Annotated in this window: 27 protein-coding genes and 2 pseudogenes; 9 read left to right on the plus strand and 20 right to left on the minus strand. The window is 63.2% G+C overall.

What is annotated here, in order from left to right; translation table 11 throughout:
* Positions 1 to 173: 173 nt before the first annotated feature.
* Both LN996_RS13955 and LN996_RS13960 read right to left on the minus strand, forming a co-directional pair.
* The gene (locus LN996_RS13955; protein ID WP_231340970.1) at positions 174 to 386 is read right to left on the minus strand and encodes a hypothetical protein; all 213 of its coding nucleotides are present in this window, start codon (positions 384 to 386) and stop codon (positions 174 to 176) included.
* A gap of 151 nt (positions 387 to 537) precedes the next feature.
* Positions 538 to 1,515: an NAD(P)/FAD-dependent oxidoreductase gene (locus LN996_RS13960; RefSeq protein WP_231341016.1), complete on the minus strand. Its 978-nt coding sequence runs from the start codon at positions 1,513 to 1,515 to the stop codon at positions 538 to 540.
* Positions 1,516 to 1,645: 130 nt separating this feature from the next.
* Here LN996_RS13960 and LN996_RS13965 point away from each other — a divergent pair, with 130 nt between their 5' ends.
* Positions 1,646 to 2,227: a helix-turn-helix domain-containing protein gene (locus tag LN996_RS13965; RefSeq protein WP_231340971.1), complete on the plus strand. Its 582-nt coding sequence runs from the start codon at positions 1,646 to 1,648 to the stop codon at positions 2,225 to 2,227.
* 17 nt (positions 2,228 to 2,244) lie between these two features.
* On the opposite strand, the gene LN996_RS13970 is transcribed toward LN996_RS13965, so the two are convergent.
* On the minus strand, positions 2,245 to 2,547 hold the full coding sequence (locus tag LN996_RS13970; RefSeq protein WP_231340972.1) for a helix-turn-helix domain-containing protein: 303 nt from the start codon (positions 2,545 to 2,547) through the stop codon (positions 2,245 to 2,247).
* Positions 2,548 to 2,617: 70 nt separating this feature from the next.
* On the opposite strand from LN996_RS13970, the gene map reads away from it, so the two are divergent.
* Complete coding sequence (gene map / locus LN996_RS13975; protein WP_231340973.1) at positions 2,618 to 3,397, plus strand: type I methionyl aminopeptidase; 780 nt, start codon at positions 2,618 to 2,620, stop codon at positions 3,395 to 3,397.
* A 51-nt stretch (positions 3,398 to 3,448) separates the two neighbouring features.
* Here map and LN996_RS13980 read toward each other — a convergent pair whose 3' ends face one another.
* A complete protein-coding gene (locus tag LN996_RS13980) occupies positions 3,449 to 4,963 on the minus strand; it encodes an HNH endonuclease signature motif containing protein (protein WP_231340974.1) in 1,515 nt (504 codons plus the stop codon).
* A gap of 497 nt (positions 4,964 to 5,460) precedes the next feature.
* On the opposite strand from LN996_RS13980, the pseudogene LN996_RS13985 reads away from it, so the two are divergent.
* Together LN996_RS13985 and LN996_RS13990 are read left to right on the plus strand one after the other, a co-directional pair.
* Positions 5,461 to 5,643, plus strand: a pseudogene (locus LN996_RS13985) (agmatine deiminase family protein); the annotation flags it as partial.
* Positions 5,644 to 5,655: 12 nt separating this feature from the next.
* On the plus strand, positions 5,656 to 7,194 hold the full coding sequence (locus LN996_RS13990) for an APC family permease (RefSeq protein WP_231340975.1): 1,539 nt from the start codon (positions 5,656 to 5,658) through the stop codon (positions 7,192 to 7,194).
* A gap of 133 nt (positions 7,195 to 7,327) precedes the next feature.
* On the opposite strand, the gene LN996_RS13995 is transcribed toward LN996_RS13990, so the two are convergent.
* The 12 genes from LN996_RS13995 to LN996_RS14050 form a co-directional block, all read right to left on the minus strand.
* On the minus strand, positions 7,328 to 7,873 hold the full coding sequence (locus LN996_RS13995; protein WP_231340976.1) for a hypothetical protein: 546 nt from the start codon (positions 7,871 to 7,873) through the stop codon (positions 7,328 to 7,330).
* Positions 7,874 to 8,088: 215 nt separating this feature from the next.
* Positions 8,089 to 8,391: a DUF4193 domain-containing protein gene (locus LN996_RS14000; protein WP_090820569.1), complete on the minus strand. Its 303-nt coding sequence runs from the start codon at positions 8,389 to 8,391 to the stop codon at positions 8,089 to 8,091.
* Between the two features lie 132 nt (positions 8,392 to 8,523).
* Entirely contained in the window at positions 8,524 to 8,745 is a 222-nt protein-coding gene (locus tag LN996_RS14005; protein WP_231340977.1) for a hypothetical protein, read from the minus strand.
* A gap of 72 nt (positions 8,746 to 8,817) precedes the next feature.
* On the minus strand, positions 8,818 to 10,038 hold the full coding sequence (gene lhgO, locus LN996_RS14010; RefSeq protein WP_231341017.1) for an L-2-hydroxyglutarate oxidase: 1,221 nt from the start codon (positions 10,036 to 10,038) through the stop codon (positions 8,818 to 8,820).
* A 168-nt stretch (positions 10,039 to 10,206) separates the two neighbouring features.
* Positions 10,207 to 10,704: a DUF805 domain-containing protein gene (locus tag LN996_RS14015; protein ID WP_231340978.1), complete on the minus strand. Its 498-nt coding sequence runs from the start codon at positions 10,702 to 10,704 to the stop codon at positions 10,207 to 10,209.
* A 184-nt stretch (positions 10,705 to 10,888) separates the two neighbouring features.
* Positions 10,889 to 11,359, minus strand: coding sequence for a DUF3237 domain-containing protein (locus LN996_RS14020; protein ID WP_231340979.1), 471 nt, complete (start codon positions 11,357 to 11,359; stop codon positions 10,889 to 10,891).
* A complete protein-coding gene (menE, locus tag LN996_RS14025; protein ID WP_231340980.1) occupies positions 11,356 to 12,906 on the minus strand; it encodes an o-succinylbenzoate--CoA ligase in 1,551 nt (516 codons plus the stop codon). The genes LN996_RS14020 and menE overlap by 4 nt, the downstream gene beginning before the upstream one ends.
* Before the next feature lie 12 nt (positions 12,907 to 12,918).
* Entirely contained in the window at positions 12,919 to 14,244 is a 1,326-nt protein-coding gene (locus LN996_RS14030; RefSeq protein ID WP_231340981.1) for an MFS transporter, read from the minus strand.
* Between the two features lie 50 nt (positions 14,245 to 14,294).
* Positions 14,295 to 14,750, minus strand: coding sequence for a MaoC family dehydratase (locus tag LN996_RS14035; RefSeq protein ID WP_231340982.1), 456 nt, complete (start codon positions 14,748 to 14,750; stop codon positions 14,295 to 14,297).
* A gap of 31 nt (positions 14,751 to 14,781) precedes the next feature.
* On the minus strand, positions 14,782 to 16,032 hold the full coding sequence (locus LN996_RS14040) for an acyl-CoA dehydrogenase family protein (protein WP_231340983.1): 1,251 nt from the start codon (positions 16,030 to 16,032) through the stop codon (positions 14,782 to 14,784).
* Complete coding sequence (locus LN996_RS14045; protein ID WP_231340984.1) at positions 16,029 to 16,925, minus strand: amidohydrolase family protein; 897 nt, start codon at positions 16,923 to 16,925, stop codon at positions 16,029 to 16,031. Before LN996_RS14045 ends, LN996_RS14040 begins: the two co-directional genes overlap by 4 nt.
* A gap of 2 nt (positions 16,926 to 16,927) precedes the next feature.
* The gene (locus LN996_RS14050) at positions 16,928 to 17,881 is read right to left on the minus strand and encodes an SDR family NAD(P)-dependent oxidoreductase (RefSeq protein WP_231340985.1); all 954 of its coding nucleotides are present in this window, start codon (positions 17,879 to 17,881) and stop codon (positions 16,928 to 16,930) included.
* A gap of 139 nt (positions 17,882 to 18,020) precedes the next feature.
* Here LN996_RS14050 and LN996_RS14055 point away from each other — a divergent pair, with 139 nt between their 5' ends.
* Entirely contained in the window at positions 18,021 to 18,479 is a 459-nt protein-coding gene (locus LN996_RS14055) for a MarR family winged helix-turn-helix transcriptional regulator (protein ID WP_231340986.1), read from the plus strand.
* 101 nt (positions 18,480 to 18,580) lie between these two features.
* On the plus strand, positions 18,581 to 18,823 hold the full coding sequence (locus LN996_RS14060; RefSeq protein WP_231340987.1) for a hypothetical protein: 243 nt from the start codon (positions 18,581 to 18,583) through the stop codon (positions 18,821 to 18,823).
* Between the two features lie 18 nt (positions 18,824 to 18,841).
* Here LN996_RS14060 and LN996_RS14065 read toward each other — a convergent pair whose 3' ends face one another.
* Together LN996_RS14065 and LN996_RS14070 are read right to left on the minus strand one after the other, a co-directional pair.
* Complete coding sequence (locus LN996_RS14065) at positions 18,842 to 19,303, minus strand: GatB/YqeY domain-containing protein (protein WP_231340988.1); 462 nt, start codon at positions 19,301 to 19,303, stop codon at positions 18,842 to 18,844.
* Between the two features lie 72 nt (positions 19,304 to 19,375).
* Positions 19,376 to 20,656, minus strand: a complete 1,281-nt coding sequence (locus LN996_RS14070) for an NAD(P)/FAD-dependent oxidoreductase (RefSeq protein ID WP_231340989.1) — start codon at positions 20,654 to 20,656, stop codon at positions 19,376 to 19,378.
* A 133-nt stretch (positions 20,657 to 20,789) separates the two neighbouring features.
* Here LN996_RS14070 and LN996_RS14075 point away from each other — a divergent pair, with 133 nt between their 5' ends.
* Together LN996_RS14075 and LN996_RS14080 are read left to right on the plus strand one after the other, a co-directional pair.
* Positions 20,790 to 21,080 carry a hypothetical protein gene (locus LN996_RS14075; RefSeq protein ID WP_231340990.1) on the plus strand — a complete coding sequence of 97 codons (291 nt, stop codon included), beginning with the start codon at positions 20,790 to 20,792 and terminating at the stop codon, positions 21,078 to 21,080.
* Positions 21,064 to 21,566, plus strand: a pseudogene (locus tag LN996_RS14080) (NAD(P)H-hydrate dehydratase). The gene LN996_RS14075 and the pseudogene LN996_RS14080 overlap by 17 nt, the downstream one beginning before the upstream one ends.
* A gap of 4 nt (positions 21,567 to 21,570) precedes the next feature.
* Here the strand turns inward: LN996_RS14080 and LN996_RS14085 are convergent.
* On the minus strand, positions 21,571 to 22,179 hold the full coding sequence (locus tag LN996_RS14085) for a dihydrofolate reductase family protein (RefSeq protein ID WP_231340991.1): 609 nt from the start codon (positions 22,177 to 22,179) through the stop codon (positions 21,571 to 21,573).
* A 7-nt stretch (positions 22,180 to 22,186) separates the two neighbouring features.
* On the opposite strand from LN996_RS14085, the gene LN996_RS23680 reads away from it, so the two are divergent.
* Positions 22,187 to 22,309 (plus strand): hypothetical protein, encoded by a 123-nt coding sequence (locus tag LN996_RS23680; RefSeq protein ID WP_269215731.1) that lies wholly within the window; start codon positions 22,187 to 22,189, stop codon positions 22,307 to 22,309.
* On the opposite strand, the gene LN996_RS14090 is transcribed toward LN996_RS23680, so the two are convergent.
* Positions 22,306 to 23,865 (minus strand): glycoside hydrolase family 32 protein, encoded by a 1,560-nt coding sequence (locus tag LN996_RS14090; protein ID WP_231340992.1) that lies wholly within the window; start codon positions 23,863 to 23,865, stop codon positions 22,306 to 22,308. The two genes, LN996_RS23680 and LN996_RS14090, sit on opposite strands and share 4 nt — an antisense overlap.
* Positions 23,866 to 23,967: the final 102 nt, after the last annotated feature.

The raw sequence follows: 23,967 nt of genomic DNA on the forward strand, positions 1-23,967 counted from the left end.
CCCCGGGGGCCGCCCCCCGGGGGGGCGGCCGCCCCCCCGGCCCCGCCCAACCCCCCCGTGGTTTTAAACCAAAACCCCCCCCCCCCCCCCAATGGGGCCCGGGCCCGCCCCCCCCCCCCCCTTCACCCTTTTGTTCGAGCAGGTCCAGCTTCCATGACTGTGCCTGTGAATGCCTAAACCTTCTCGCGGATGCGGTCGATCTTCGGTTCTGAAACCTCAAATTCCCTGCGACGGCGGGCAAGGAAAGTCCACAGTGTTCCTTCTGTCTGCGGACGCTTCCCTGCGGGTGCTTCATCTTTGCTTGCATCAAACGTGTGCGTCTCGGGCTTGCGCGCGGAGTCCTTCTTCGTGCGCCGCTCGAAGTCGTCGTAGTGCGCGCAGCACATACCAACCTCCTCCAACTGCTGTCCCTTAATCGTCCTCTCGTGAACGCCACAAGCCGACTGTTTTCTGGTCAGCTGTCGCGGCGGTTGCCCAACCAGCTCACCACCGCCGGGTCCCAGTGGTCGAAGAAGAGGCTGCCACGGACTTGGACCGTTATCGTGACAAGGCTGAGAGTCGGGCCGCATCCACAGCCAACCTCGTCTCCTCAACCATCAGATCGGCATTGATGGCTGCCCCTGCCATGACGCCCGAAGCTGCCGACGCCATCACCTGACCGGTGAGGTCGGAGACGTTGCCCGCCGCCCACACACCCGGCATCGACGTCGCGCCCTGTGGCGTCACCTCGACATGGGTCCCCACGCCCATCGGGTGAACCACTGATGCGATGCCCAGCGATTCCAGCACGGCCGAGCGCGCCTGTAGTCGAGGCCCTGTAACGACAGCTTCCACGGGGATCATTTTCCCTGATGCCAGGACAACGCCGGACAAGACGTCATCGGTCACGTCCAGGGACCGCACCTTGCCGTCCACCACCGTGATGGAACGGGCAGCAAGTTGTTCCCATTCCTCTTCCGTCGGCTCCACAATGTCGTTCAGGAACAGGGTGATGTTGGGGCTCCACTGGCGGAAGAGCAGGGCCTGGTGCAGCGCCATGGGCACCGAACCCAGAATTCCAATCGCCTTGTTCCTGACCTCCCAGCCGTGGCAGTAGGGGCAGTGCAGAACATCCCTTCCCCAGCGCTCCCTGATGCCATCGATGTCGGGCAGTTTGTCTACCAGCCCGGTACTGACCAGCAGGCGGCGTGCGGCCACGGTCCGGCCATCGGCCAAGTCCACCTCGAACGCGAGCTCCGCGCCTGAGCCGGGATCCGCCGTCGTCCTCGCTGCAACTGCGATGCCGTCCACGAGGTCGGCCCCATACTGCCGCGCCTCAGCGCGTCCGAGCGCCAGCAGTTCCATGGGATTGATGCCATCCCGGGACAGGAAACCGTGCACCCCGGCCGCCGGCGCATTCCTGGGCTCGCCGGCGTCGATGACCAGGACCGAGCGCAATGCCCTCCCCAGGGTGACCGCCGCACTTAACCCAGCTGCGCCACCTCCCACCACTACGACGTCGTATTGCTCGACCATCTGGCTGTTGTTCAATTCTTCACCCACGGTGCCTCCACATGTCTCAAGCGGCTCCGTACCGCTTTCTTCCATGGTTCGGGACACTCGGCAGTATCAGCAAGTATTTTTGCCGCTATGGCAAACTGGAGGAATGGTTACAGATTTCAGCACCATGCTCGACGCCGTCGGTCCCCGCCTGCGCACGATGCGGACACAGCGCAACGTGACGCTTGCGGAAGCTTCGGAGGCAACCGGCATCTCCGTCAGTACGCTTTCGAGGCTGGAGTCAGGCCAGCGCAAACCCACCCTGGAACTCCTGCTCCCGATCGCGCGGCTCCATCAAGTCCCGCTCGAAGAGTTGATCGACGCCCCGGAGACTGGTGATCCCCGCATCCACCTCAAACCACACGTTCACGAGTGGGGCACCGCCCTCCCCCTCACTCGGCGACCCGGCGGAATCCAGGCGTTCAAGATGGTGCTCAAGAGTGGCACAGGCAAGGAGATTCCGGAGCCGCAATCGCACGAAGGTTACGACTGGATGTACATCCTCAACGGAAAGCTGCGCTTAGTGCTTGGCGACAGCGACTTCATTTTGAAACCGGGCGAGGTGGCGGAATTCGACACCCGCACTCCACACTGGTTTACGAGTGCCACCTCGGAACCGGTGGAACTCCTCACACTATTTGGCCAGCAAGGCGAGCGACTTCATGTTCGGGCCCGCCCCAAGCGCTGAGGCGTCTGCCACAAAGCCTAGGAGGCGAGCCATTCGCGGGCGCTTCGTCGAGAGCCTTCAGCATCTACGCCCTTGTCGGGTTGGTTGATCTCGGCCCATACCTCGTCAAGGGAAAGCCCAAGGACGTCGGCGATCGCAGCTACGGTTGGGAAAGCCGGCGTAGCCACCCTGCCCGACTCAATCTTTCGGAGCGTTTCCGGCGAGACCCGGGCATCGAGGGCGGTCTCCAACATGGATCGCCCGCCCCGGGCGCGACGCAGCAGAGCACCGAGGCGTTGTCCACGCTCGGCCTCTGCGGGAGTAAGCGGCAGCCTGACCATGGCTCCAATTGTAATACCGGGATAATATGGCCGGGATAGTTATTGGTCTCACATGAACGAAAGGCGCCGAATGATCGAAATCCTCAGCCCCGCTGAGCTTGTCCGCGCAAAGGATACGGGGGCATTGGTCGCCAACATTCTGCACACCTTGAAGGGCCGTACCACTGTGGGCACAAACCTCCTGGACATCGACCAGTGGGCAAAGTCCATGATCCTCGAGGCAGGAGCAGTCTCCTGTTACGTCGACTACGCACCCTCCTTTGGACGGGGTCCCTTCGGCCACTACATCTGCACAGGCGTCAACGATGCCGTGCTGCACGGGTTGCCCCGGGACTACGCACTTGCCGACGGCGACCTGTTGACACTCGACCTCGCCGTCTCCCTCCACGGCGTCGCAGCCGACTCTGCCATCAGCTTCATCGTGGGCGAATCGAGGCCGGCGGAGAGCGTGGCGATGATCGAGGTGACCGAGCGAGCCCTGCGCGCCGGAATTGCAGCAGCCCGCCCCGGCGCCAAGATCGGAGACCTCTCCTACGCCATCGGCGCAGTCCTGAGCGAGGCGGGCTACCCCGTCAACACCGAGTTCGGTGGCCATGGCATCGGGTCGACCATGCACCAGGATCCCCACGTCCCAAACATGGGACGGCCCGGCCGCGGCTACAAGCTGCGTCCCGGTTTGCTGCTGGCCCTCGAGCCCTGGGTCATGGCCGACACCGCACAACTGGTCACCGACGCCGACGGATGGACGCTCCGCAGCGTGACGGGTTGCCGGACAGCCCACAGCGAGCACACCATCGCCATCACCAACGACGGAGCCGAAATCCTGACGTTGCCGACACTGGGTTACTAATCACCGGGCCGCTAGATACTGGGCCGCTAAATAAGCCCTGAGCCTTCAGGTTCAGCTGACGAAAATCTCAGGCGACTCGGACATTGGAGCGGTGGCGCGAAGAGTGCCAGGGCCCGGCATCGGCGGGGCTTTGGAACGGTACACATGCCCCGTGGGCGTGCGTAATTCCACGGTATGGACGTCCCCGGACACGGTGTTGGCGCTCCAGCCGGTGTTTTCTTTGGTGTGGTTGCAGGCTTCGCAGAGTCCGGCCCCGTTGGCCAGGGTGGTGGTGCCTCCGGCGTGCCAGGGCACGATGTGGTCGATATGGCGGATGGGCGCGTCGCAGTAGGGGGTGCGGCAGGTGTCATCACGGGTTTCGATGAAGCGTCTGAGCCGGGGTGGGAAGAGCCTGGCTTTGGAATCCATGGTCAGGAGGTCTCCCGTGGCCGGTGCAGTGTAGAGCCGGCGAAGCCAGACCTGGAACTCGCGATCCTGCTCCGGCGGGGCATCCCTAACCCGCGGGACATCCCGGTCTGGCGATGATCCGAAGCTCTGCCGTAGCGAGGGGTCTGGGACCGGCGGTCGCTTTTGGCGTGGTGCGGGTTCGACGCCTGCTATTGGCCTGTGTCCTGGTGATGCCGCTTCTCCCGCGCCGACCAGTTTCCGGGCCCACCCTGCTGGGACAATTCCGTAGCCCTTCACGCGTGCGGGTTCGGCATCGCCCTGGAAGAGGGTTCGGTCGGTCATGACGAGGTCCAGGTTGATCCCTGAGATCCCTCCCGGTGTACCGGTGATGCGCTCGACGAGGGTGTCGGCCATGATCTGGCCCCGGTTCCGGGGATCACCGGCCGAACGGGCAGAATCAGCCCGACGCGTGAGCGCGGCATAGACCGCGACCCCTTGCGCGACGGGCAGCAACGCAGTCAGGTACGTCATGGTGTCCGGCGCCGGACGAAGACTCACGGTCCGCTCGGTGACAGCGTGGGAGGCACGCTTCACCACCGACCGCGGATCACGCCGGTACGCGGCCGCTTTCGCCGCGGCAATGATCGCTTGATCCCCAGCGCCGTCGAAAGTTCCGGTGTCCGCGGCGAGTTCCTCATCCACCGCACACCTGTCCTCCACAGACAAGCACGCCGTTTCCCTGACCAGCAGCGTCGCCCGCCACTCATTCAACTCCCCTGACTCCAGCGCCGCCAGAGTCCTCGGCATCTCCATGACCAGGGCTTTGGCCATCCCCAGGAGTCGGGAGCCACGATTCGGGGACTCCCGCCGAGCCAACGCCACCTGCGCCCCGACACCCTTACCCCGCTCGGACACGGGCACACCGGCCTCGGCCTGCTCTTGCCGTTGTGCCAGATCGAAAGCCACCGCGATCCTCGCCTGCAACCCGGTGACGGCGGACTTCAGATTCTCCAACCCGCGGATCTGATCGATCAGCTCCCCGCTGTCGGCGCCGAGGCGGACTGCGCCCAGGAGTGTGATGAGGTCAGAAACCCGAGGTCCGGATCCCCTGGACGGCGGCCGTTGGGCGCGAGCGAGAGCCGTGCCTGACGGCGTCTGAGTGGCTCGAATCTGCTCCATGCCTCAACTCTTCCAGCCGGCACGTAGCACCATCAGGCCCCAACTTCCCTATGTGGAAAACTTGCCCCAAGACATGAGGGAGCCCAGCTCGATGAGCGTTGGTTCCGTCGGCAAAGAGCCGAGATGCCGCCCCTCGGCAGTCGAACCCACCCATAGTGCGGGGCACGGGACTGGTTGAGATGCCGCCCCACGCAGGCCGTACCCTCGAGCCGGGAGCGGCTCCACCCGCAGCCCAACCCAGACCAGTCATAAATGCATGGCATTCTGCCCGCTCCTTGCGCTGAAGCGTGACTCCGGTCATACTAAATGAACGCTATTCATTTAGTGACTGTCGTCTCACGGAGTACTTGCCCCCATGATTGAAATTGCCAGCCTGGAAGCCCCGACTTTCCTGGCCCGTACCAAACGGGGAGCCCACACCCCAACGCACCGCGCGGCACCGCACAAGCACAAGCACGGACCTCTATCCAAAGGAGCCTCCGCGTGAGCTCTTGGCGCATGCCGTCCGAGACGGCGGCGTCATCGCCTGCAGATTCAACGACCCCATGGACGAGAAAGCGCTCCGCATTCTCGCCGATGCCTACCCCGGACGCCGCGTGGTCAGTGTTGACACGCCGGAACTCTTCGCCCGGGGCGGCCGCATCCACTGCATTACGCAGCAACAGCCTTCGGCCATCTAGAAAGGGCCTCTCATGAGCCAGACAATCCGCCGCAGCGGCAGTGACGCTGCGAAGTCGCACGACATCAGCGGCAAAGGACTGAAGACGGGGCAGTTGGGGCTCCTCGCCGTCGTCGTTCTTGGCATTTCAACCATCGCTCCGGCGTACACACTAACGGGCGCCCTTGGCCCGACAGTCAACGAAGTCGGGCTGCAACTACCCGTCATCTTCCTGATCGGGTTCATTCCGATGATCCTGGTCTCGCTCGCGTACCGGGAGCTCAACGCGGACTCCCCGGACAGCGGCACCACGTTCACCTGGGTCACCAAGGCATTCGGCCCCTGGGTGGGCTGGATGGGTGGCTGGGGCCTGCTCGCGGCCAACATCATTGTGCTGTCCAACCTCGCGGGCGTCGCCGTGGACTTCTTCTACCTGTTCCTGGCGCAGGCCACGGGCTCACCCGAGCTCGCCGACCTCGCTTCGGACAAACTCCTGAACGTTGCCACATGTTTCGTCTTCGTGGCCCTGGCGGTGTGGATCAGCTACCGCGGACTGCACACCACCAAGATCGTCCAGTACGGTTTGGTGGGCTTCCAGCTGCTGGTCCTGGGACTGTTCGTGGCTATGGCTTTCGCCAACTGGTCCACCTCCGAGACCGCTGTTCCGTTCAGCTGGGACTGGTTCGACGTCACCAAGATCGAGACTTTCGGCCAGATCGCGGCCGGCATCTCATTGTCGATCTTCGTCTACTGGGGCTGGGATGTCTGCCTCACTGTGAACGAAGAAACCGCCAACGGCAAGAAGACGGCCGGCCTTGCAGGCACGCTGACCGCAGTGATCGTCCTGGGCATCTACCTGTTGGTCACCATCGCCACCATGATGTTTGCCGGAGTCGGCGATACGGGAATCGGCCTGAACAACGCCGACAACCATGCCAACGTCTTCACGGCACTCGCCTCCCCGGTCATGGGTCCCTTCGCGATCCTCATGTCCCTGGCGGTGCTGTCCAGCTCCGCCGCCTCCCTGCAGTCCACGTTCACCTCGCCGTCGCGCAGCCTGCTGGCCATGGCGCACTACGGCGCCCTGCCCGAGCGCTTCAGCCACATGAGCAAGAAGTTCTCGACGCCGGGCTTCGCCACCGTTGCGGCCGGCGTCCTGTCGGCGGGCTTCTACGCAGTGATGCACGTGATCAGCGAGAACGTCCTTAACGACACCATCCTGGCTTTGGGCTTGATGATCTGCTTCTACTACGGGCTGACGGCGATTGCCTGTGTTTGGTACTTCCGCAACAGCGTGTTCTCCAGCGCCCGGAACTTCTTCTTCCGGCTCGTCTGCCCGCTGCTGGGTGGCGTAGGCCTGTTCGTGGTCTTCCTGCAGACCGCCGTTGACAGCTGGGCTCCGGAGTTCGGCAGCGGCTCGGAGATCTTCGGAGTGGGGCTCGTGTTCGTGCTCGGCATCGGGATCCTGGCGTTGGGTGCCGTGGTCATGCTGATCATGTCCCGTGTCCGCCCGGGCTTCTTCCGCGGCGAGACCATCCGGAAGGACACCCCGGCCCTGGTGGTACCGGAATAGACGCCCCCCCCCCGGTACGCCTGCGTCGAGTTCGTGGGAAAGCGGCCCGTTCGCAGGGAAGTCTCCGGCGAACTGGCCGCTTTCTCGCGTTGTGGCGGACTTCCCGCGTTGTGGCGAGCAGTGGCCGAACCTCCTACCAGCGATGGGCGACGTCCACCACCAGGCGGGACCCGCCGTCGGGCCCGTCCAAGGTGAACACCCGGAACGGAAGCCGGGCACGGACGCCCAAGCCGATGCTCGTGGTGCCCTCGAAGCTGCCCGCAAAGACCACCTGACGGAACGTCTGGTAGCCCGACACGTTGGAGAGCTCTGCCTTGGCTGCAGGCAGGTACGTGGGCTGGCCGTACTGGTCGTGGGAGGGTGCCGTTACCACTACTTGCAGGTCAGCGTCCCCGAGAACCGGGATGGGATAGCCAGTGGCGTCCTGCACCACCACCGGCACATACTGCACCGAATAGCCAGCCACTTTGCCGGTCATGTCAATCACCAAACGGTCGAAACACGGCTGTTGGCCGGTGCGGACGTTCGTGACGTTGGCGGAACTCATGTCGGGATCGGCCTTGGCCAAGGAACCCCACGCGATTCCGCAATATGGCGCTGCCGAGGCCGGCCCCGGTGCCGCCAGACCGAGTCCGGCAGCTGCCAGGACGGCTGCCAAACCCGCTCCTAGTTTCCTCATTTTTTGTGCCCCCTTCAGGCGAAGTTGATACTTCAACTGTAGGAGCGCATGCGGGGTTTGAACGGGTTGTGGCCGCTTCGGCGCGCAACCGTTAAGCGCGCTGTCCAGTGATCACAGGAGGGTCGTCGAAAGCCGGAAACAGCCGCATTCCGCGGCTGTTTTAAAGGTCTCCGCGCACTTTTTCGTGATCGAAGATAACGAGACCCTGGCGTTACTTAGCCCTCGCAGTCCTTGCAGAACTTCAGGCCGTTCTTTTCCAGCGCAATCTGGGAGCGGTGGCGGACAAGGAAGCAGGAACCACAGGTGAATTCATCGGACTGTTCCGGGACCACAATGACAGTCAGTTCTTCACCGGAAAGGTCGGCGCCAGGAAGGTCGATTCCTTCGGCGGTATCGTTTTCCTCGACGTCGATCACTGCAGTCTGCGCACTGTTCCCACGGGATGCCTGAAGGGCTTCAAGCGATTCGGCGGGAGACTCTTCTTCTGTCTTGCGCGGGGCGTCGTAATCAGTAGCCATTGAAGGTTCGCTTTCGTTGCTGCATAGTGCCTATACCGGCACCTCAGTGAAGCAGTTTAGGGCATACTACCCGCGATAAACGAATAGTGTGCCCAACGCAACATACTGCAGCTTTTCGAGCTGGTTCCAGCGCTAAATACGGGGCCTTTCCGCGTGCGATTGGATGGCTCGTGCACTGGCTACCGTGACGCCGCTAAGTGCCGGCAGCCAGGTCAGATCGCTTCTGGCTCCGTACCCCGCTCCGGCGTCTTCCTCCGTTGAAGGGTCCACGCAATCCAGAACATAGGCCGCCTCGATCCACGCCGCCAGGGTGGTGCCGATGCGGGTTGCCAGGGAGGCCAGTGATGCGATCATGCCGCAACCGTATCCAGCCCTGATGTGGGCGCCGTTTCTGCTGGGTCACAGGCTTGTTAACTCTGGCGCCAATCAGTCCTGCAGCGCCTGCTCCACGATGTACTCGGCGATGGCCATCGACGACGTTGCCCCCGGCGATGGCGCGTTGCGCACCAAGACCGTGTCCCGGCGTCGTGCGATCACAAAGTCATCCACCAGCGAACCGTCACCGTTCATGGCCTGGGCCCGGACGCCGCGCGTTCCGGGGAGGATGCCGGCGCCCTCCAGCGAGGGAACAAAGCGCATCGCTTCCCGGATGAACTTCTTCCTACTCACGACGGTCCGGAATTCACGGACGGCAGAGGGCACGTTCTGGCGGGCAAAATTCCAGAACCCCGGGAAAAGCGCGTAATTCAGGATGTCGGAAAAATTCACCTCATTCCACGCGTAGGATTCACGGCCGAACGAGATAAACGCATTCGGCCCGAGCATCATCTCACCGTCGATGCGCTTGGTGAGGTGCACACCCAGGAACGGATGCCTGGGGTCTGGCAGAGGGTAGATCAAGCCCTTCACCTGGTCCCGGGCTTCCTGGCCCAAAAGGTAGTACTGCCCGAAGAACGGCACGATCCGCGGGGTGGCCGGCTCGCCGGTTGCCTCGGCGAGACGGTCGGACTGGAGGCCCGCGCAAGCCACAACGAGGTCATAGTGATCCCGCCCGCCCTTCGTATGAACCACCACCCCACTGCCTTGCTGTTCAAGCCTTGTCACCTCCTGCCCAGGCCGGATCGTTCCGCCCATGGCGCGGACGTCGTCGGCGAGCGCCTGGGTAATGGCCGTATAGTCGACGATCGCGGTTTCCGGAGAGTGCAAAGCAGAAAGTCCGACGGCGTTCGGCTCCACCTCGCGTATTTGGTCACCGTGCAGCATTCGCGCACCCGGCACGCCGTTGGCCGTAGCGCGGGCGAAGATGCTGTCCAGCCGCTTTGATTCCTCAGGCGTCTGGGCGATGACCAGCTTGCCGCAGGCCTCGTAGGGAAGGTTCTTCATGGCGCAGAATTCCTGCAGCAACTCCACTCCCCTGCGGCACAACCGCGCCTTCAGCCCGCCGGGCTCGTAGTAGAGGCCGGCATGGACCACGCCCGAGTTGTGGCCGGTCTGGTGAGCAGCGAGGCGGTCTTCCTTCTCATAGACGGTGACCCGGGCGCCGTCGAGCTTGGTGGCGAGCTCCCTGGCCACCGCAACGCCGATGATTCCGCCGCCCACCACGGCGCAGCGCTTGACGGCCCGTATGCGTGAAGGGCTGGGCCGCATCGGTGAAGGGCTGGGCCTCATCGGTGAAGGGCTGGACATGGCACTCCTCGTCGTTGGGGATCGGTCCGCGTCAGTCACAGCATTTCACGGGGCGGTCCGAAGCAGGCACAGGGCACGCAAAAGGGGCGGCACACGTGGTGCCGCCCCTTTATGGTGATTCTCCTGTTGCTATGCAGCCTTGGGCTGGTCGAAACGCTGACCGGCCGGGTTGGACGGCAGGAGTGCCAAGACGAATACTGCCAGCGCTCCAAGACCCGGGATCAGGATGAGCAGAGCAAGCAGTCCACTGAAGTTTCCGTCGTGCAGACGGCGGATGAGCAGCGCGATGGACGGGACGATCGTAGCGAGGCCCCAGATGCCGAGGAGTGCGTAGAACACGTATGCTCCACCACCCAGGACTACCGTGCCTGAGTCACTAACGGTTGCACCGGCGGCTCCAACAACTCCTGCGAGGATGTTGAAGACCGAGCTGACGATGACCGAAACCAGCGTCCACCACCAGTATTCGCTGCGGCTCGCGCGGCCGGTGAAGTCGGCGTACTTCTTGAAGAAACGCTTAACGGCGGCACCGATCGGTGCGCCATAGTACGGAGCCCACAGCGGCGGCTCGCCGGCCTCTGCTGCATAGGGCTGGGTCTGTTGCGGTTGTTGAGGATAGCTGGTCATTGGTATTTCCCCCGGGGTAGGTGTGAATCATTGAGATGGGTCGTACTCAGTGATGAGTCGTGCCCATCGTAATGCCCCCCGCGCCAATTAGGCAGTTCGTTGGATGAAATTAACCCCGATTTAGCCCAGTAACGGAATATGTCGCCATAAAACGCTCCAACATTTCCTCTTTTCCCGAAGCTCTTCAGGCGACCGTAAAGACGTCGATCTCCACCGAACCCGGACGGCGACGCCCATTTCCCACCGTGACCACGTGGTTCAGCCAGTTCAACTCCGGGGCTGCGGTGGAAAACCGTGGAGTGCAACGGAAGTAGATCAGCGCGGGGTCCACGTCCTCGCCACGGTTGAGCCGGGCGATGTCTTCCGCAGCCCCAAACCGGAGAGCCAGGTTGTGGACATGGACCACGGCTCCTCCATCAAGTTCCACCGCATATCTGGCGTCCAATTCGGTCAGTTCGGCGCTGCGGAGGACCTGGTAGTCAGCGCCGGCGGGCAACACGCGTCCGTTGAATCCAGGGCCGGCTACGGTCCCGCCAACAATCGGAATGATCCGCCGATGCCCCTGGGGCGTTACCCCGACATCAATCGGCGCCCCCACCTGGACGTCCAACGTTGCGAGGAACGTCAGCGCGGGTGGCTCCGGAAAGGTGGTCACTGGGCGTAGTGCTTCCGCAGGTCCATCTTCCGGATTTTCCCGCTGGCCGTGCGCGGCATCTCCTCCACGAACACCACGGACTTGGGAATCTTGTACCTGGCCAGCCGGCTCTCCAGATGCGAGCGCAGTTGCTCCTCCGTGAGAGTGGCACCCTCACGCAAAGTGACGATGGCCCGGGGAACTTCACCCCACTTGTCGTCGGCAACTCCGATCACGGCCACGCTCCCCACAGCAGGCAGGTCCGCGATGGCTGCTTCCACCTCGGCCGGGTAGATGTTCTCGCCACCGGAAATGATCATGTCCTTGATACGGTCCGAGACGAACAGGAAGCCTTCTTCGTCCTGGTGGCCCATGTCCCCCGAACGGAACCAGGAAGAGTCAGCGTAACTGTCCGCGGTGGCCTCCGGCCGGTTCCAGTACTCCTTGATGACGTTGGGGCCGGAAATCTGGATCTCCCCCACCGCGCCTAGGGCAGCAACACCGCCCAGGGGATCCGCAATCCGAACATCCGTGAAGAAGTGCGGCAAACCGGAAGAGCCAGCCTTTTCCTTGGAGCGGGACACGGGCAGCATCGTCGCGCCGGGCGCGGTTTCGGTCATGCCATAACAACTCGTAAAACCAATGCCGCGCTCCTCATATGCGTCCAGCACCCGTTGCGGAACGGCAGAACCGCCGCAGGTGAGCTTATCCAGGGAGGCGAGGTCCGCCGTCGACCATTCCGGATGATCGCAGAGCATCTGGAAGGTGGTTGGCACTCCGTTGAGGGTGGTGACTTTGTGTTGCCCGATCAGCTCGAGGACGCGGCCTGGGTCGAACTTGGTTTCGAGCACCACTGTGGCGCCCTTGAGCAGCATCGGCAGCAGGCCCATATCCAGGGAGGCCACATGGAACAACGGCGAAATCATGAGCGCAACATCGTTGCGGTTCAAATCCATGTCCACCACCGTGTTGAAGCAGTTCCACGTGATATTGCCATGCGTCAACAGCGCACCCTTGGGCTTGCCGGTGGTGCCGGAGGTGTAAAGAATCATGGCGCCGTCGTCGAGGGTTACGGCCTGATCCAGCGGCATCCCGGCCGCTGCAGCGATCACCTCGCCATACTGCTCGACGCCGGACGGCAGCTCCACAGCGGAACCGGCAGTGCCGCCGTCGGGCGCCACCACAAGACGGTGGGTTACCAGTGTGTCCTTCACGGACGCGGACGCCACACCCTCCAGGGCATCAGCGTTGATCAGGAGCCGGGCGCCCGAGTCCTCCAGCTGGAACTGCAATTCCGGGGCGGCGAGCCGCGTGTTGAGCGGAACAAAGATCGCTCCGAGCAGTCCGCAGGCAAAGAAGGTTTCCACGAAGGAGGGGTGGTTTTCGCCGAGATAGGCCACCCGGTCCCCCTTGGCCACTCCCCTGTCTCTGAGGGCGTTCGCCAATTGATCGGTCCGTTCGGCGAGCTCGGCGTAGCTCAGGACATGACTGCCGGAAATGAGCGCCGTCTTGGCACCCGACTTGGCGCGGCGGCGGTGCAGCCAGGATCCAACTCCGTTGTTGTCCATGGTGCGCTACTCCTAACTGACCGTGGAAAGGTCGTTGTTCTTAGACTCCCGCGTCAGCAGGATGAAGACAATCGACACCAGCGACATGACCGACAGGAACACCACCACGGGGACGATGCTCTGGCCGGCGTCCTTGTAGAGGCCGGCGACGATCCCGGGTGTGAAGCCCGCCCCGATCAGCGTGGCCAATTGGTAGCCGACAGCCGCGCCGGTGTAGCGGTTGGTGGTGCCGAACTGTTCTGACACGAACGCAGCGAGGGGTCCGTACAGGGATGAGTGCAGAATGAGCGCCACGGTGAAGGCCAGGAAGATGAGGCCGATGTTGCCGGAGCTGAGCATCCCGAACATTGGGAACAGGTAGAGGATGAACAAGGCCAAACCGGTGACCATCACCGGACGGCGGCCGAAGCGGTCGGACAGCCGGCCTCCCAGGAGGACAAACAGGATGGAGATGGCCGAGGCACCCGCGAACGCATAGAGCACGCCCTGCTGCGGTGCGCCCTTGGAGACCGCGTAGGTCACGGAGAACGTGGGCAGTACTACCTGCAGTCCGAAGCCCGCGGCGCCGGCGAACATGATCATGATCAGTGCCTTGGGACGCTTCAGGACTTCGAGTAACGGGATCTTGCGCTTGGTACCCTGGGCACTTTCCTTCGCCACGGCCTCGGCGAAGATGGGGCTCTCGGAAACCCTGAGCCTTACGAACATGCCCACGATCAGGAGCACGAAGGACAACAGGAACGGCACGCGCCAACCCCACGCCAGGAAAGCGTCCTGTGGCAGCGCTGAGAAGATCCCCATGACAACGGTGCCGAGGACCGCGCCGGTGGGAGCTCCGGCGTTCACGAACGACGCCGCGAAACCGCGTCGCTTGGGATCCGAGTGCTCCAAAGCCATCAGGGCGGCTCCACCCCATTCGCCTCCGACGGCGATTCCCTGGCAGACCCGCAAGACCACCAGGATCACGGCACCCCAGGGGCCAATGACGTTGGCGCCCGGAATCAGGCCGATCAGGGTGGAGGCGATGCCCATCATGGCCATGGACACGATGAGCATGCCCTTGCGTCCGATGCGGTCACCGAAGTGGCCGAAGATGATGCCGCCCAGAGGCCGGGCAACGTAGCCCGCAGCGAACGTGGCGTAAGCAGCAACGACGCCCACCCATTCGTCCGTACCGGCGAAGAACACTTTGGGGAAAGCGACCGCCGCCGCAGTTGCGTAGAGCAGGAAGTCGTAGAACTCGATGGTGCTGCCCAGATAGCTGGACAAGATGACCGTGCGCGCTTCCTTGCGCTTTGCGGTCGTGCTCGACGTAGCGAGCGCAGTGTGTCCTGACATGGCTGTTCCTTGGGAGAGGAGGGGTGGGTTTCTTAGCGAAGGAAAGCGGGTTACTTGTAGAAGCGGGCGAGGAATTCGGCGACGACGGCGGGGCGTTCCTGGCCTTCGATTTCGATGGTGGCGTTGACTTTGATCTGGGCGCCGCCCTTGACTTCGGTGACTTCGGCGATGCTGCCCTGCATGCGGACTTTGGAGCCGACCTTCACCGGGGAGGTGAAGCGGACTTTGTCCAGGCCGTAGTTGACCTTGGTGGTGACCCCGTCGACGTCGAAGAGTTCGCCCCAGAACGGGATGATCAGGGACAAGGTGAGGAAACCATGCGCGATCGGGGCGCCGAAAGGACCGTCCTTGGCGCGTTCGGGGTCGGTGTGGATCCACTGCTGGTCGTCCGTCGCGTCAGCGAACAGGTTGATCTGCTGCTGGGTGATCTCACGGTAATCGGTGGTGCCGAGGTCCTTGCCGGACATGGTGAGCAGGGTGTCGAAATCGACGATGAGATTGGGCATCTTTGCCTCCTGTGGTGTTGTGTGAAGAGATTTAGTTGGTAAAGGCGCTGGCGCCGGTGAGGGCGCGGCCGATGATGAGGGCGTTGATTTCGTGGGTGCCCTCGTAGGAATAGACAGCCTCGGCGTCGGCGTGGAAACGCGCGACGTCGGCGGCGAGGGTGATGCCGTTGCCGCCCACGACTTCGCGGGCGAGGGCGACGGTTTCGCGCATCATCAGGGACGTCTGCATTTTGGCCAGGGCCGAGTCCTGGTCCCGGTAGATCCCCCAGCCCTGCTGCTCGGTGAGCCGCACCACCAACGACAAACTCGCGGTGATGTTGCCCAGCATGCGGGCCAGTTTCTCCTGGACCAGTTGGAACGAACCCAGTGACCGGCCGAACTGCTGCCGTTCCCTCACATACGCCAGGGCGGCTTCGAACGCCCCGGCCTGGATACCGGTGGCGATCCAGGCAACATCGGATCTCATCGCCCGCAGCATCGCCGCGACGTCCTTAAACGAGTTCACGTTATGCAGGCGCATTCCCTCCGGAACCCGGACACTGTCCAGGGTGATGTGGGCGTTCTGCATCATCCGCAGCGAAGTTTTACCCTGGATCTTCTCCAGGGACACCCCGGGAGCGGTGCGGTCCACGAGGAAAGCTTTGACCTGCCCGTCGGCGACATCGCGGGCGAACACACACAACACATCCGCCGTGGAGGCTCCCCCGATCCACCGCTTCGCACCGTCCAGAACCCAGCTACCGCCGTCGGATCCAGTTCCGCCGTCGGGGTCTGTTCCTGGGCTTGGTTCGTAGCGGGCGGTGGTGGCGAGCCCGCCAGCGATGTCCGAACCATGGTCCGGTTCGGTCAACGAGAAAACGCCTTTGAGGGAGAAGTCCAGGACCCTGGGCATCCATTCCTTCTGCTGCTCCTCGGAGGCACCGACGCGGATCGCGGTCCGGAACAAACCAGACTGGGCGTTGAACCAAGTAGCCAATGAAGCATCCGTGCGGGCGAGCTCGAAATTCCGGAACCCGTGGAAGATCCCCCGCGCGGGAGCCTCAACGGTCAGCTCGGCCGGCTCCATCAGGTCAAGATCAATCAACGGCCGGGCCAACTGCTCAGGGAACTCCCCACGCTCCCAATACTCGGCCAGCAACGGCTTGGCCGCGGTCTCCAGGAAGTCCCGCAAGCGGCCCAAAACCCGGCGCTCTTCGGTGGTCAGGAGCGCTTCGGCGTCGTACCAGTCGGCGACGGAGTACAGCCGCTGCTCCACACCTGTTGCTGTCGTCGTGGTGCTCATCCCAAGCCGCCCAGTCCCAGGAGCCGGACCGCGTTGTCCTTGAGGATCTTGGGACGGACCTCGTCCTTGAGCGGCAGGTCCGCGAATGCGCCCAGCCACTTTTGCGGGGTGATCAGCGGGAAGTCCGTGCCGAACAACACCTTGTCCTGCAACACCGAATTCGAGGCTTTCACCAAGGATTCCGGGAAGTACTTCGGCGACCACCCGGACAGGTCGATGAACACGTTGGACTTGTGCGTCGCGATCGAGTTCGCCTCGTCCTGCCACGGCACCGAGGGGTGGGCCATGATGATTTGTAGGCCCGGGAAATCAGCAGCCACCGCATCGAGCAACAACGGGTTCGAGTACGCCAGCTTGATCCCATACCCGCCCGGAAGACCAGCCCCCATGCCGTTCTGGCCCGTGTGGAAAATACACGGCAACCCCAACTCCTGCAGGGCCTCCCACAACGGGTAGAACGCTTCATTGGACGGGTCGAAGCCCTGCAACGAGGGATGGAACTTGAAACCCCGGGCGCCGAGCTCAACAGCTTGGTGCTTGGCCCCGGCGATCGCGTCCTCCCCCGTCCGCGGGTCCACACTGCCGAACGGAATCAGCACATCATTGTTCCGCGCAGCCCCGGCAATCAGCTCCGGGATGCTGTTCGGTTCGTGCTTGAGCTGCGTCCGGGCATCCACCGTGAAAACGACGGCGGCCATGTTGAGTTCGCGGTACACCTCCGCAATCCTGTCCAGCGACGGTGTCCGGTCCTCGGCCTTGAAGTACTTCGCCGACGCCTCCGTCAACGCCTCCGGGAGTGAGCCATGCCCGCAACTGTCCACCTCGAGATGGACATGCATGTCGATCGCATCCAGCCCGGAGGCGTCGATGCCCAGTTCGTAACGGTCTGCCATGATCAGCGCGCCTGAACCGCTTCAGATTTAGCCGGCTCGGGCTGCAACTCCGCGGGCAAGGGCAGGAATTCCTCGCCGAAGCTCTGCAGCGCCTCTGCGCCAAACAGCGAGCCGGCGTTCTCCTGCAGCGCCTCGTAGCTCCAGCCGCCCTCTCGGTACTCAGTGCTCGCCGCGGTCGGGTGCGTCCAGACCTGCAACCGGTCACCACCGGCACCAATCGCCTGGCCCGTGATCCCGGTGGCCTCATCAGAGGCGAGGAAGGCAATCAGCCCGGCAACGTCGTCGGCCGTTCCAAAACCAAGATCGTGACGGAAGAACGACGGCATCGCCTCGCCACGCTCGTCAGCCTCGACAGCTTTCTGGAAATACGGCACCGTCTTGGTCATTGCTGTTGCCGCCACCGGAATCACCGAATTCACCGTCACACCGGCCCTCTTCATCTCCAGGGCCCACGTGCGCACCATGCCGACGATGCCGGCCTTCGCCGCGGCGTAATTGCTCTGGCCAAAGTTGCCGCGCTGGCCGGTCGGCGAACCAATCGTGATGATCCGGCCGGGGATGTTGTTCTCCTTGAAGTACGCAAACGCCTCACGGACACACGTGAATGTGCCTTTCAGGTGGACGTTGATGACGACGTCAAAATCCTCATCCGTCATCTTCAACAAGCTCTTGTCCCGCAGAATCCCGGCGTTCGTCACCAGAATGTCCAGCCCGCCAAACGCCTCCACAGCACCGGCCACCAACGCCTTCGCAGCATCCGTCGAACCCACCGGAACCACCACCGCCGTAGCCCGACCGCCGTCGGCCTCAATCAGCGCAACAGCCTCCGCCGCAGTCTCAGCATTCACGTCATTAATCACGACGGCGGCACCCCGGCGGGCGAGTTCCCTCGCGTAAGCGAGTCCAAGACCCTGCCCACTCCCAGTAACGATTGCAACCTTGCCGTTCAAGCTCATGGCGTGCTCCTTCGCATGCAGTAACCGGCTGACGCCGGTGGGGCCGATCCCACAGCATCGTGAGATCCTTGTCATGATCAATGAGAATACGGATCATTGAAAAAGTCAACGATTGTTTTTCATTACTATTGGAGTTGTCATGGGCCCGCAAAGCACCGAAGTGGAAACCCCGCGCCTGGCCGCAGCAAAAATCGGCAGTGATGTGGGCCTGTTGCTGGCCAAACTGCACGCCACGGGTTCGCTGCTGAACAACAAGGCGCTGGCGGATTACGGACTGAGGGAACGCTCATTTTCCGTGCTGACTCTCGCGTGCAGCGGGCTGGAACCCACGCAGCGGGAGCTCGCTGATTTCCTCAGCCTGGACCCAAGCCAGGTGGTCAGCCTCGTGGACGATCTCGAACACCGCGGCCTGGTCACACGAGCCCAGGGCAAGCAGGACCGCCGGGCGAAGATCATCGTCTCCACAGCCGAGGGCCGGCGGATCCACAACAAGGCGCGGGCCGCGCTGGAAGTTTGCGAGGAGACGCAGCTCGCCGCATTGACCGACGAGGAGAATGTGCAACTGAGGGCGCTGCTCAAGAAGGCGCTCTGGGGCTAGGCACGCGCTACAGCCCGAATGGACATCTGCACAGTCATTCGGGTAGATCGTGGGCGGTTGTCCATATCGGAGGGCGAGCGCATGTGTCAGGATCAGTGACCATGAACCTTCCGCTCTTCCACGATCCCCTGCAGGGCTCCGTCAGCGTTGACGCCCCAGTGCGTGATCCCAAGATTGGACGCGACGCAGCGTTCCGTCGCGATCCGCAGCTCCGTGCCACTCCTCCTAAAGCCAGGCCGGCGGGCCATGAATCAAGGCCTCACCGAAGCGCCCGCCAACGCGAGGTAGCCAAGGTAGCCGACGACCTCCGGGCCTTGATGGCCCGAACGGCCGCCAAACACTGACCTGTTTGCGGGGTTGCTCTAGGCCAAGCGTCCGCGCACAATTTCGCTGACGGTCTTGCCGTCGAAACGACCGGCTACCTTGGCGGTGACGGGCTTCATGACGGCCCCAATGGAACGCATGGAAAGTTCCTGGCCGTCGGCCTTCAGGGCGTCGATGGCTTCGTCAACGATGGATTCCACTTCTTCCCGGGTGAGTGCCTTGGGAAGGTATTCCTCGATGATCTCCGCTTCTGCCACCTCGGCTGCCGCCCGGTCCGCCTCGCCGGCCTCGGTGTAAATACGGGCCGTATCCCGGCGCTTCGCAGCTTCCTTCTGCAGCAGCGACGTCACTTGCACGTCGTCGAGTTCCACAGGGGTCTTGCCCGACTTCTCCCGTGTGGTGATCTCACCCAGCACGTTGCGCACCGTGGTCAGCGCGATCTTGTTTCCGGCTTTCATGTGGTCAACGACGTCGGCCTTCAGGCGTTCTTTGAGGGTCATGATGCTCCTTGTTCGGGATTCCTACTCATATCTTCGCAGCTTGCGCACACCCTCGACCCGAAGGACGTGACATCATGGCTTCCCGCTGGCCGCCTGCTCGGGCCCTTCCTTTTCGATAGGCCCGCTGACCACCACTTGAGCGGGGCTGTGAAGGATGTATCCGTTGAGCCACGAAAACAGGGCACGGATCTTTTGTTGCAAGCCCGACAACAGGGCCAGATGTACCAACAGCCATGAAAGGAAGGCAAAAACGCCCTGCAACTGGATCCGTTTGCGGCCGAGCTCCGCAACGGCGGCACCCCGTCCGATCATCGCCATGTACCCCTTGTCGACGTATCGGAACGGGGTACGGGTCCCACCCTTGAGATCCGCAAGGATGTTTGATGCGGCCCACTTACCTGCCTGTTGAGCCACCGACCCCAGCTGCGGCAACTTCGCACCCGTGGAATCGGTGATGTTGGCGCAATCCCCGACGACGTACACGCCCTCCACATCCGGAGCAGTCAGGTCCGTATCAACGTCAATGCGGCCCCCTCTCCCCTGGGTCAGTCCGGAGCCGGCAATAAGATCGCCCGCTTTCAGGCCTCCGGCCCACACCACGATCTGGCCAGGTACGGAACTCCCATCGGCCAAGGTCACGCCGTCAGCGCGGACCTCGGTAACACCAACTCCCATGTGAAGTTGGACCCCCACCTTCTTCAAGTGTTCTGTTGCGTAGCTCTGGGATTTTGAGGAGAACATGTTCAACACGCTGGGAACCATGTCCACGAGGTGCACACGGCAGCGCGCTGCGAGCTCCGGCGAGAAGTATTTGCGAACCACGTACTTGACGTTCTCGGCCATTGCCCCGGCAGTTTCAACTCCAGTGGGGCCGCCTCCCACCACTACTACATCCACGGAACCGTCAGGCTTTCTGTCCGCCTGGTCCAGCAACAGCGTCAGGCCTGTGCCGAGCCGGGTGGCGTCGGTGACGGAATACAACGGGAAAGCCAGTTCTTCCGCCCCAGGGGTGTTGAAGAAGTTCGGGACGGCCCCGACAGCAATAACCAGGATTTCGGCGCGCATCGTTTGGCCATCAGCAGTTGTGACCGCCCGCTCTCCCGCATTGACGGTGTCCACCTTGGCGGTCAGGACTTTCACCGTCTTGTAGCGGCGGAAAACTGAACGCAGCGGCCGGGCGATGGCCGACACGCCAATCTGGGACGTCGCTACCTGATATAGGAGTGGCTGGAACTGGTGGTAGTTGTTTGAGTCGATCAGCAAGACGCGCACACCCTTGCGGCCAAGTTCTTTGGCAGCTGCAACTCCGGCGAATCCGGCACCGGCAATGATGACCTGATATGAGTCCTCCATGCGAGCAACCTACTTCACCGCGGGTTCCGGGAACAGGGTTCCCCGATCGCCGTCGTGCGTTTATTCTCTGGACCGGTGGGTACCCAGTGGGTAGTGTTCTGCATTCGGCAACGCACGCGGAGGAGTGATCTTTGTGAACGAGGACGGGCTGACGGACGCGGTGCAGGAAGCCGGTGCCGTGGAGTTGCTGCTGATCCGGCACGGTGAAAGCGAAGGCAACGTGGCCGCGACAGAGGCGAGCTTGGCCGGAGCCGAGACCATCCAGGCGACCACGTCGGTGCTGAATGCGTCGATCACCCGTTACGTGCGTCCTACGGGTGCGGGCCCCTGGGAACTGGAGAGTTTCAATGTGGCTGACCATCTGGCCGAGCAGGGAGTGGCAGTGACCGAACATGCAGGGGACGCCAATGTCCACCCGCAGTGAATCCGGTGCCACCATCCTGGTGACGCCCTCGCTGCTGCGTGACTGGCCGTTGCCGGAACCGGGCGAGGACAAGTACTCGCGGGGAGCTGTGCTGGTGATCGGAGGGGCCCGGACCACGCCCGGCGCGGCGCTGCTGGTCGGGACGTGAAAGACCTCGAACGCGATGTTGCCGCCGTGGCAGATCGGTTTGATGCCGTGGTGAGCTGCCAGGGCGTCATTGCCGAGCCGTCGGGCGCCGGCGCGAAGTTTTGGAAGATCACCACCGGGCACGGCGGACTGGGGACGTCCGGCAGCGGTGACGTTCTCGCTGGCGCCGTCGCCGGGCTGCGGGCGCGGGGAACCAGCGACGCGCAGGCCGCCTGTTGGGGAACCCACCTTCACGCTGCGGCGGCGGACCGTTTGGCCAGCAAGCTCGGCCCGCTGGGTTTCCTGGCACGCGAACTGGCCGCCGAACTGCCGGCACTGATGCTTGAGCTCAACACCTGAGCCCTCAGCGACGTACCCGGTAGATCAAGTGGGTCACCCGGTTACCCGGAACGATCACCGGCTCGTCAAGCATGATGTCACCATCGAGCTCTCCGAACCACCGTATGCCGCTCCCGAGCAGTGCCGGCACGAGGTCCACGCGCAGTTCGTCGACCAGCCCGCGGCGCAAGCACTGCTGAACGACGTCCGCGCCCGCGACGCCAATTTCTCCGCCTGCCGCGAGGTCGGCAGCACGATCAAATGCCGATTCCAGGTCCGCGACGAACTCGAACGGCACGGGCCTGCCGTCCCGCCTGATGGGCGGCCAATCCGCCGGGGGTTCGCGGTGGGTCAACACCACCGTCGGCGATTCGTTGGGTGGATGCCCGCCCCACCCTTTCGTCATGTCGAAGATTCGGCGGCCGGCGATGAACGCGCCCTCGCGCGGAAGGGAGGTCCAGTACGCAGCATCGGCCTCGCTGAGGTGGAACGGAACAGGGTGTCCCGGCATCCAGGTTTCAACGCTTCCGGCCTCGTACCAGTCGAATAGGGGGCCGATCCCGTCATCGTCGCGGGCAATGAAGCCGTCGAGGGACATCGAAAACTGGGCGGACACACGGCTGTTCCTGTACATGCAATCAGTGTCGTGGCAGCGTCCCGGTTGTCAAGGCTGGAACCATCAACTGACAGCGACGTACGACGGCGACGCGTCCGCCCGCTGGAGCGTCGCCGTCGTACTTTCCGCCTTGGTGGACGGTCCTTAAATGGCGTTCCCGAACTCGCGGATGGTGATTCCGGTGAAGTTGGCCGGGCCGCCGTCGGCATAGAGGGAAATCCCTGTGTCGCCGTCTGCGAAATGCACCTGCTGGGAGACCACCGTATGCCCGGAGTTCACAAACACCTCCACACTTTGCGTGTCAACGAATATGCGCAGGTGAACAGACCGCGCGTTGGCGTCGATGGGTGCTGCAGCGCGCGTGTACGGCGCCAGTGCGTAGCCGCTTTGGTCCGAGGGTGCGCGGTCGACGTACAGTTCAGCACCGTACTTCCCGATGTTGGTGTGGCGCGCGCCATCCGGCGAGCGGCCCACCGATACCCCAACGTTCGCGGCCGTGTCCCAGGAGATATCGAGCTCCAGTTCATACGCCCGCCCACCCCACGGCAGTACGAAGCTGCCGTTGACGCTGCGATCCGGAAGGGTGGTGGTGGACGTGACGTAGTTGGAAAGCGCCTGAACGGGGGCGCTGAGCAAGGTGTACCAGCCACCCGATTGGCGCTCAAGCCTGAGTTCGCGCGTGATGGAATTCTGTCCGTTGTAACCATCGGATACGTCCGTGGGCACGTCGCGGGCCGCGTATTTCCAGTTGTTCATCCACGCGGTGGCAAGGCGCTTGGTCTCAGGTGCTTCCACGGCCGGCCAGGTCACGGCGGCGTACCAGTCCCATCCCCAGTCAAGCCACTGCGGTGTGACGTTGTCCGCGATGAACGCTGTGCCGTTCCATGAACCTGTCCAGTAGGCAAAGGTCATGGGCAGGCCAATGCTGTAGGCGTCCATGCTCGCGCCGAACACCCAATGCCGGGTGCCGTCTCCGGCGGTCATCTCGAAGAGGTCCGGGCATTCGATGCCGCCCAGGGCGTGGTTGGGGAAGTCGAAGTTGGACTTCCATTGCCAGTCCCTCAGATTGGGAGAGGTGTAGAAGGCAGCGTAGCGGGCCCTGCCGATCACACAGACCCACTCGTTCCGCGCCGCATCCCAGTGGATCTTGGGGTCGCGGAACCATTCTGCGTTCTCCACCTCGGCGGGGGTGGTGGCCGTTCGTCCGTCAGTGTTCACGATCACCGGGTCAGGCAATGCGGTAAAGGTGTAGCCGCCATCCGTGGACCAGTAAAGATACTGTTCCTGGAATTTCCGGATGCCGTCCGTGGGTTGGGTGGCGAGCGCGATCACGGCGCCCGCCCCGAAGCCTGCCGTGTTGGCGGTGTCCACGACGGCCGATCCCGACCACACCGGGAAGTCCGGCTGCAGTGGCATCACCACGCCGTGGTGGGTGTACGACACACCGTCACTCGTGGTCGCGTGGTCCCATCCGCCCGGTCCGTTGTTCTGGCCGGAGTGCAGGTAGTAGAGCTGGTAGGCGCCGTTGGTATGAACGGGACGCTGCGGATCACACAGCCATCCCGATGGCGGAGTCATGTGGTAGATCGCCCGGAGGGATGCCTGGGCGTGCGCTGCTACAGGGACGGCACTGGACATCAAGAGTGCCAGTGCGCCAACTCCTGCACCTTGCAGGGCAGTGCGGCGAGAGATGTCATACGTCATTGATTCGTTTCCTCTCAAGGTTTGGCAGGCACGACGGCGCGCCAAACGTCATTCGGCGGTAATGAACGGGCGCGGGCTGCCGGATGCGGTTCCCGGGCAGCC

Source organism: Arthrobacter sp. AK01 (assembly GCF_021109375.1).
In the GTDB taxonomy this organism is placed as follows: Bacteria; Actinomycetota; Actinomycetes; order Actinomycetales; family Micrococcaceae; genus Arthrobacter.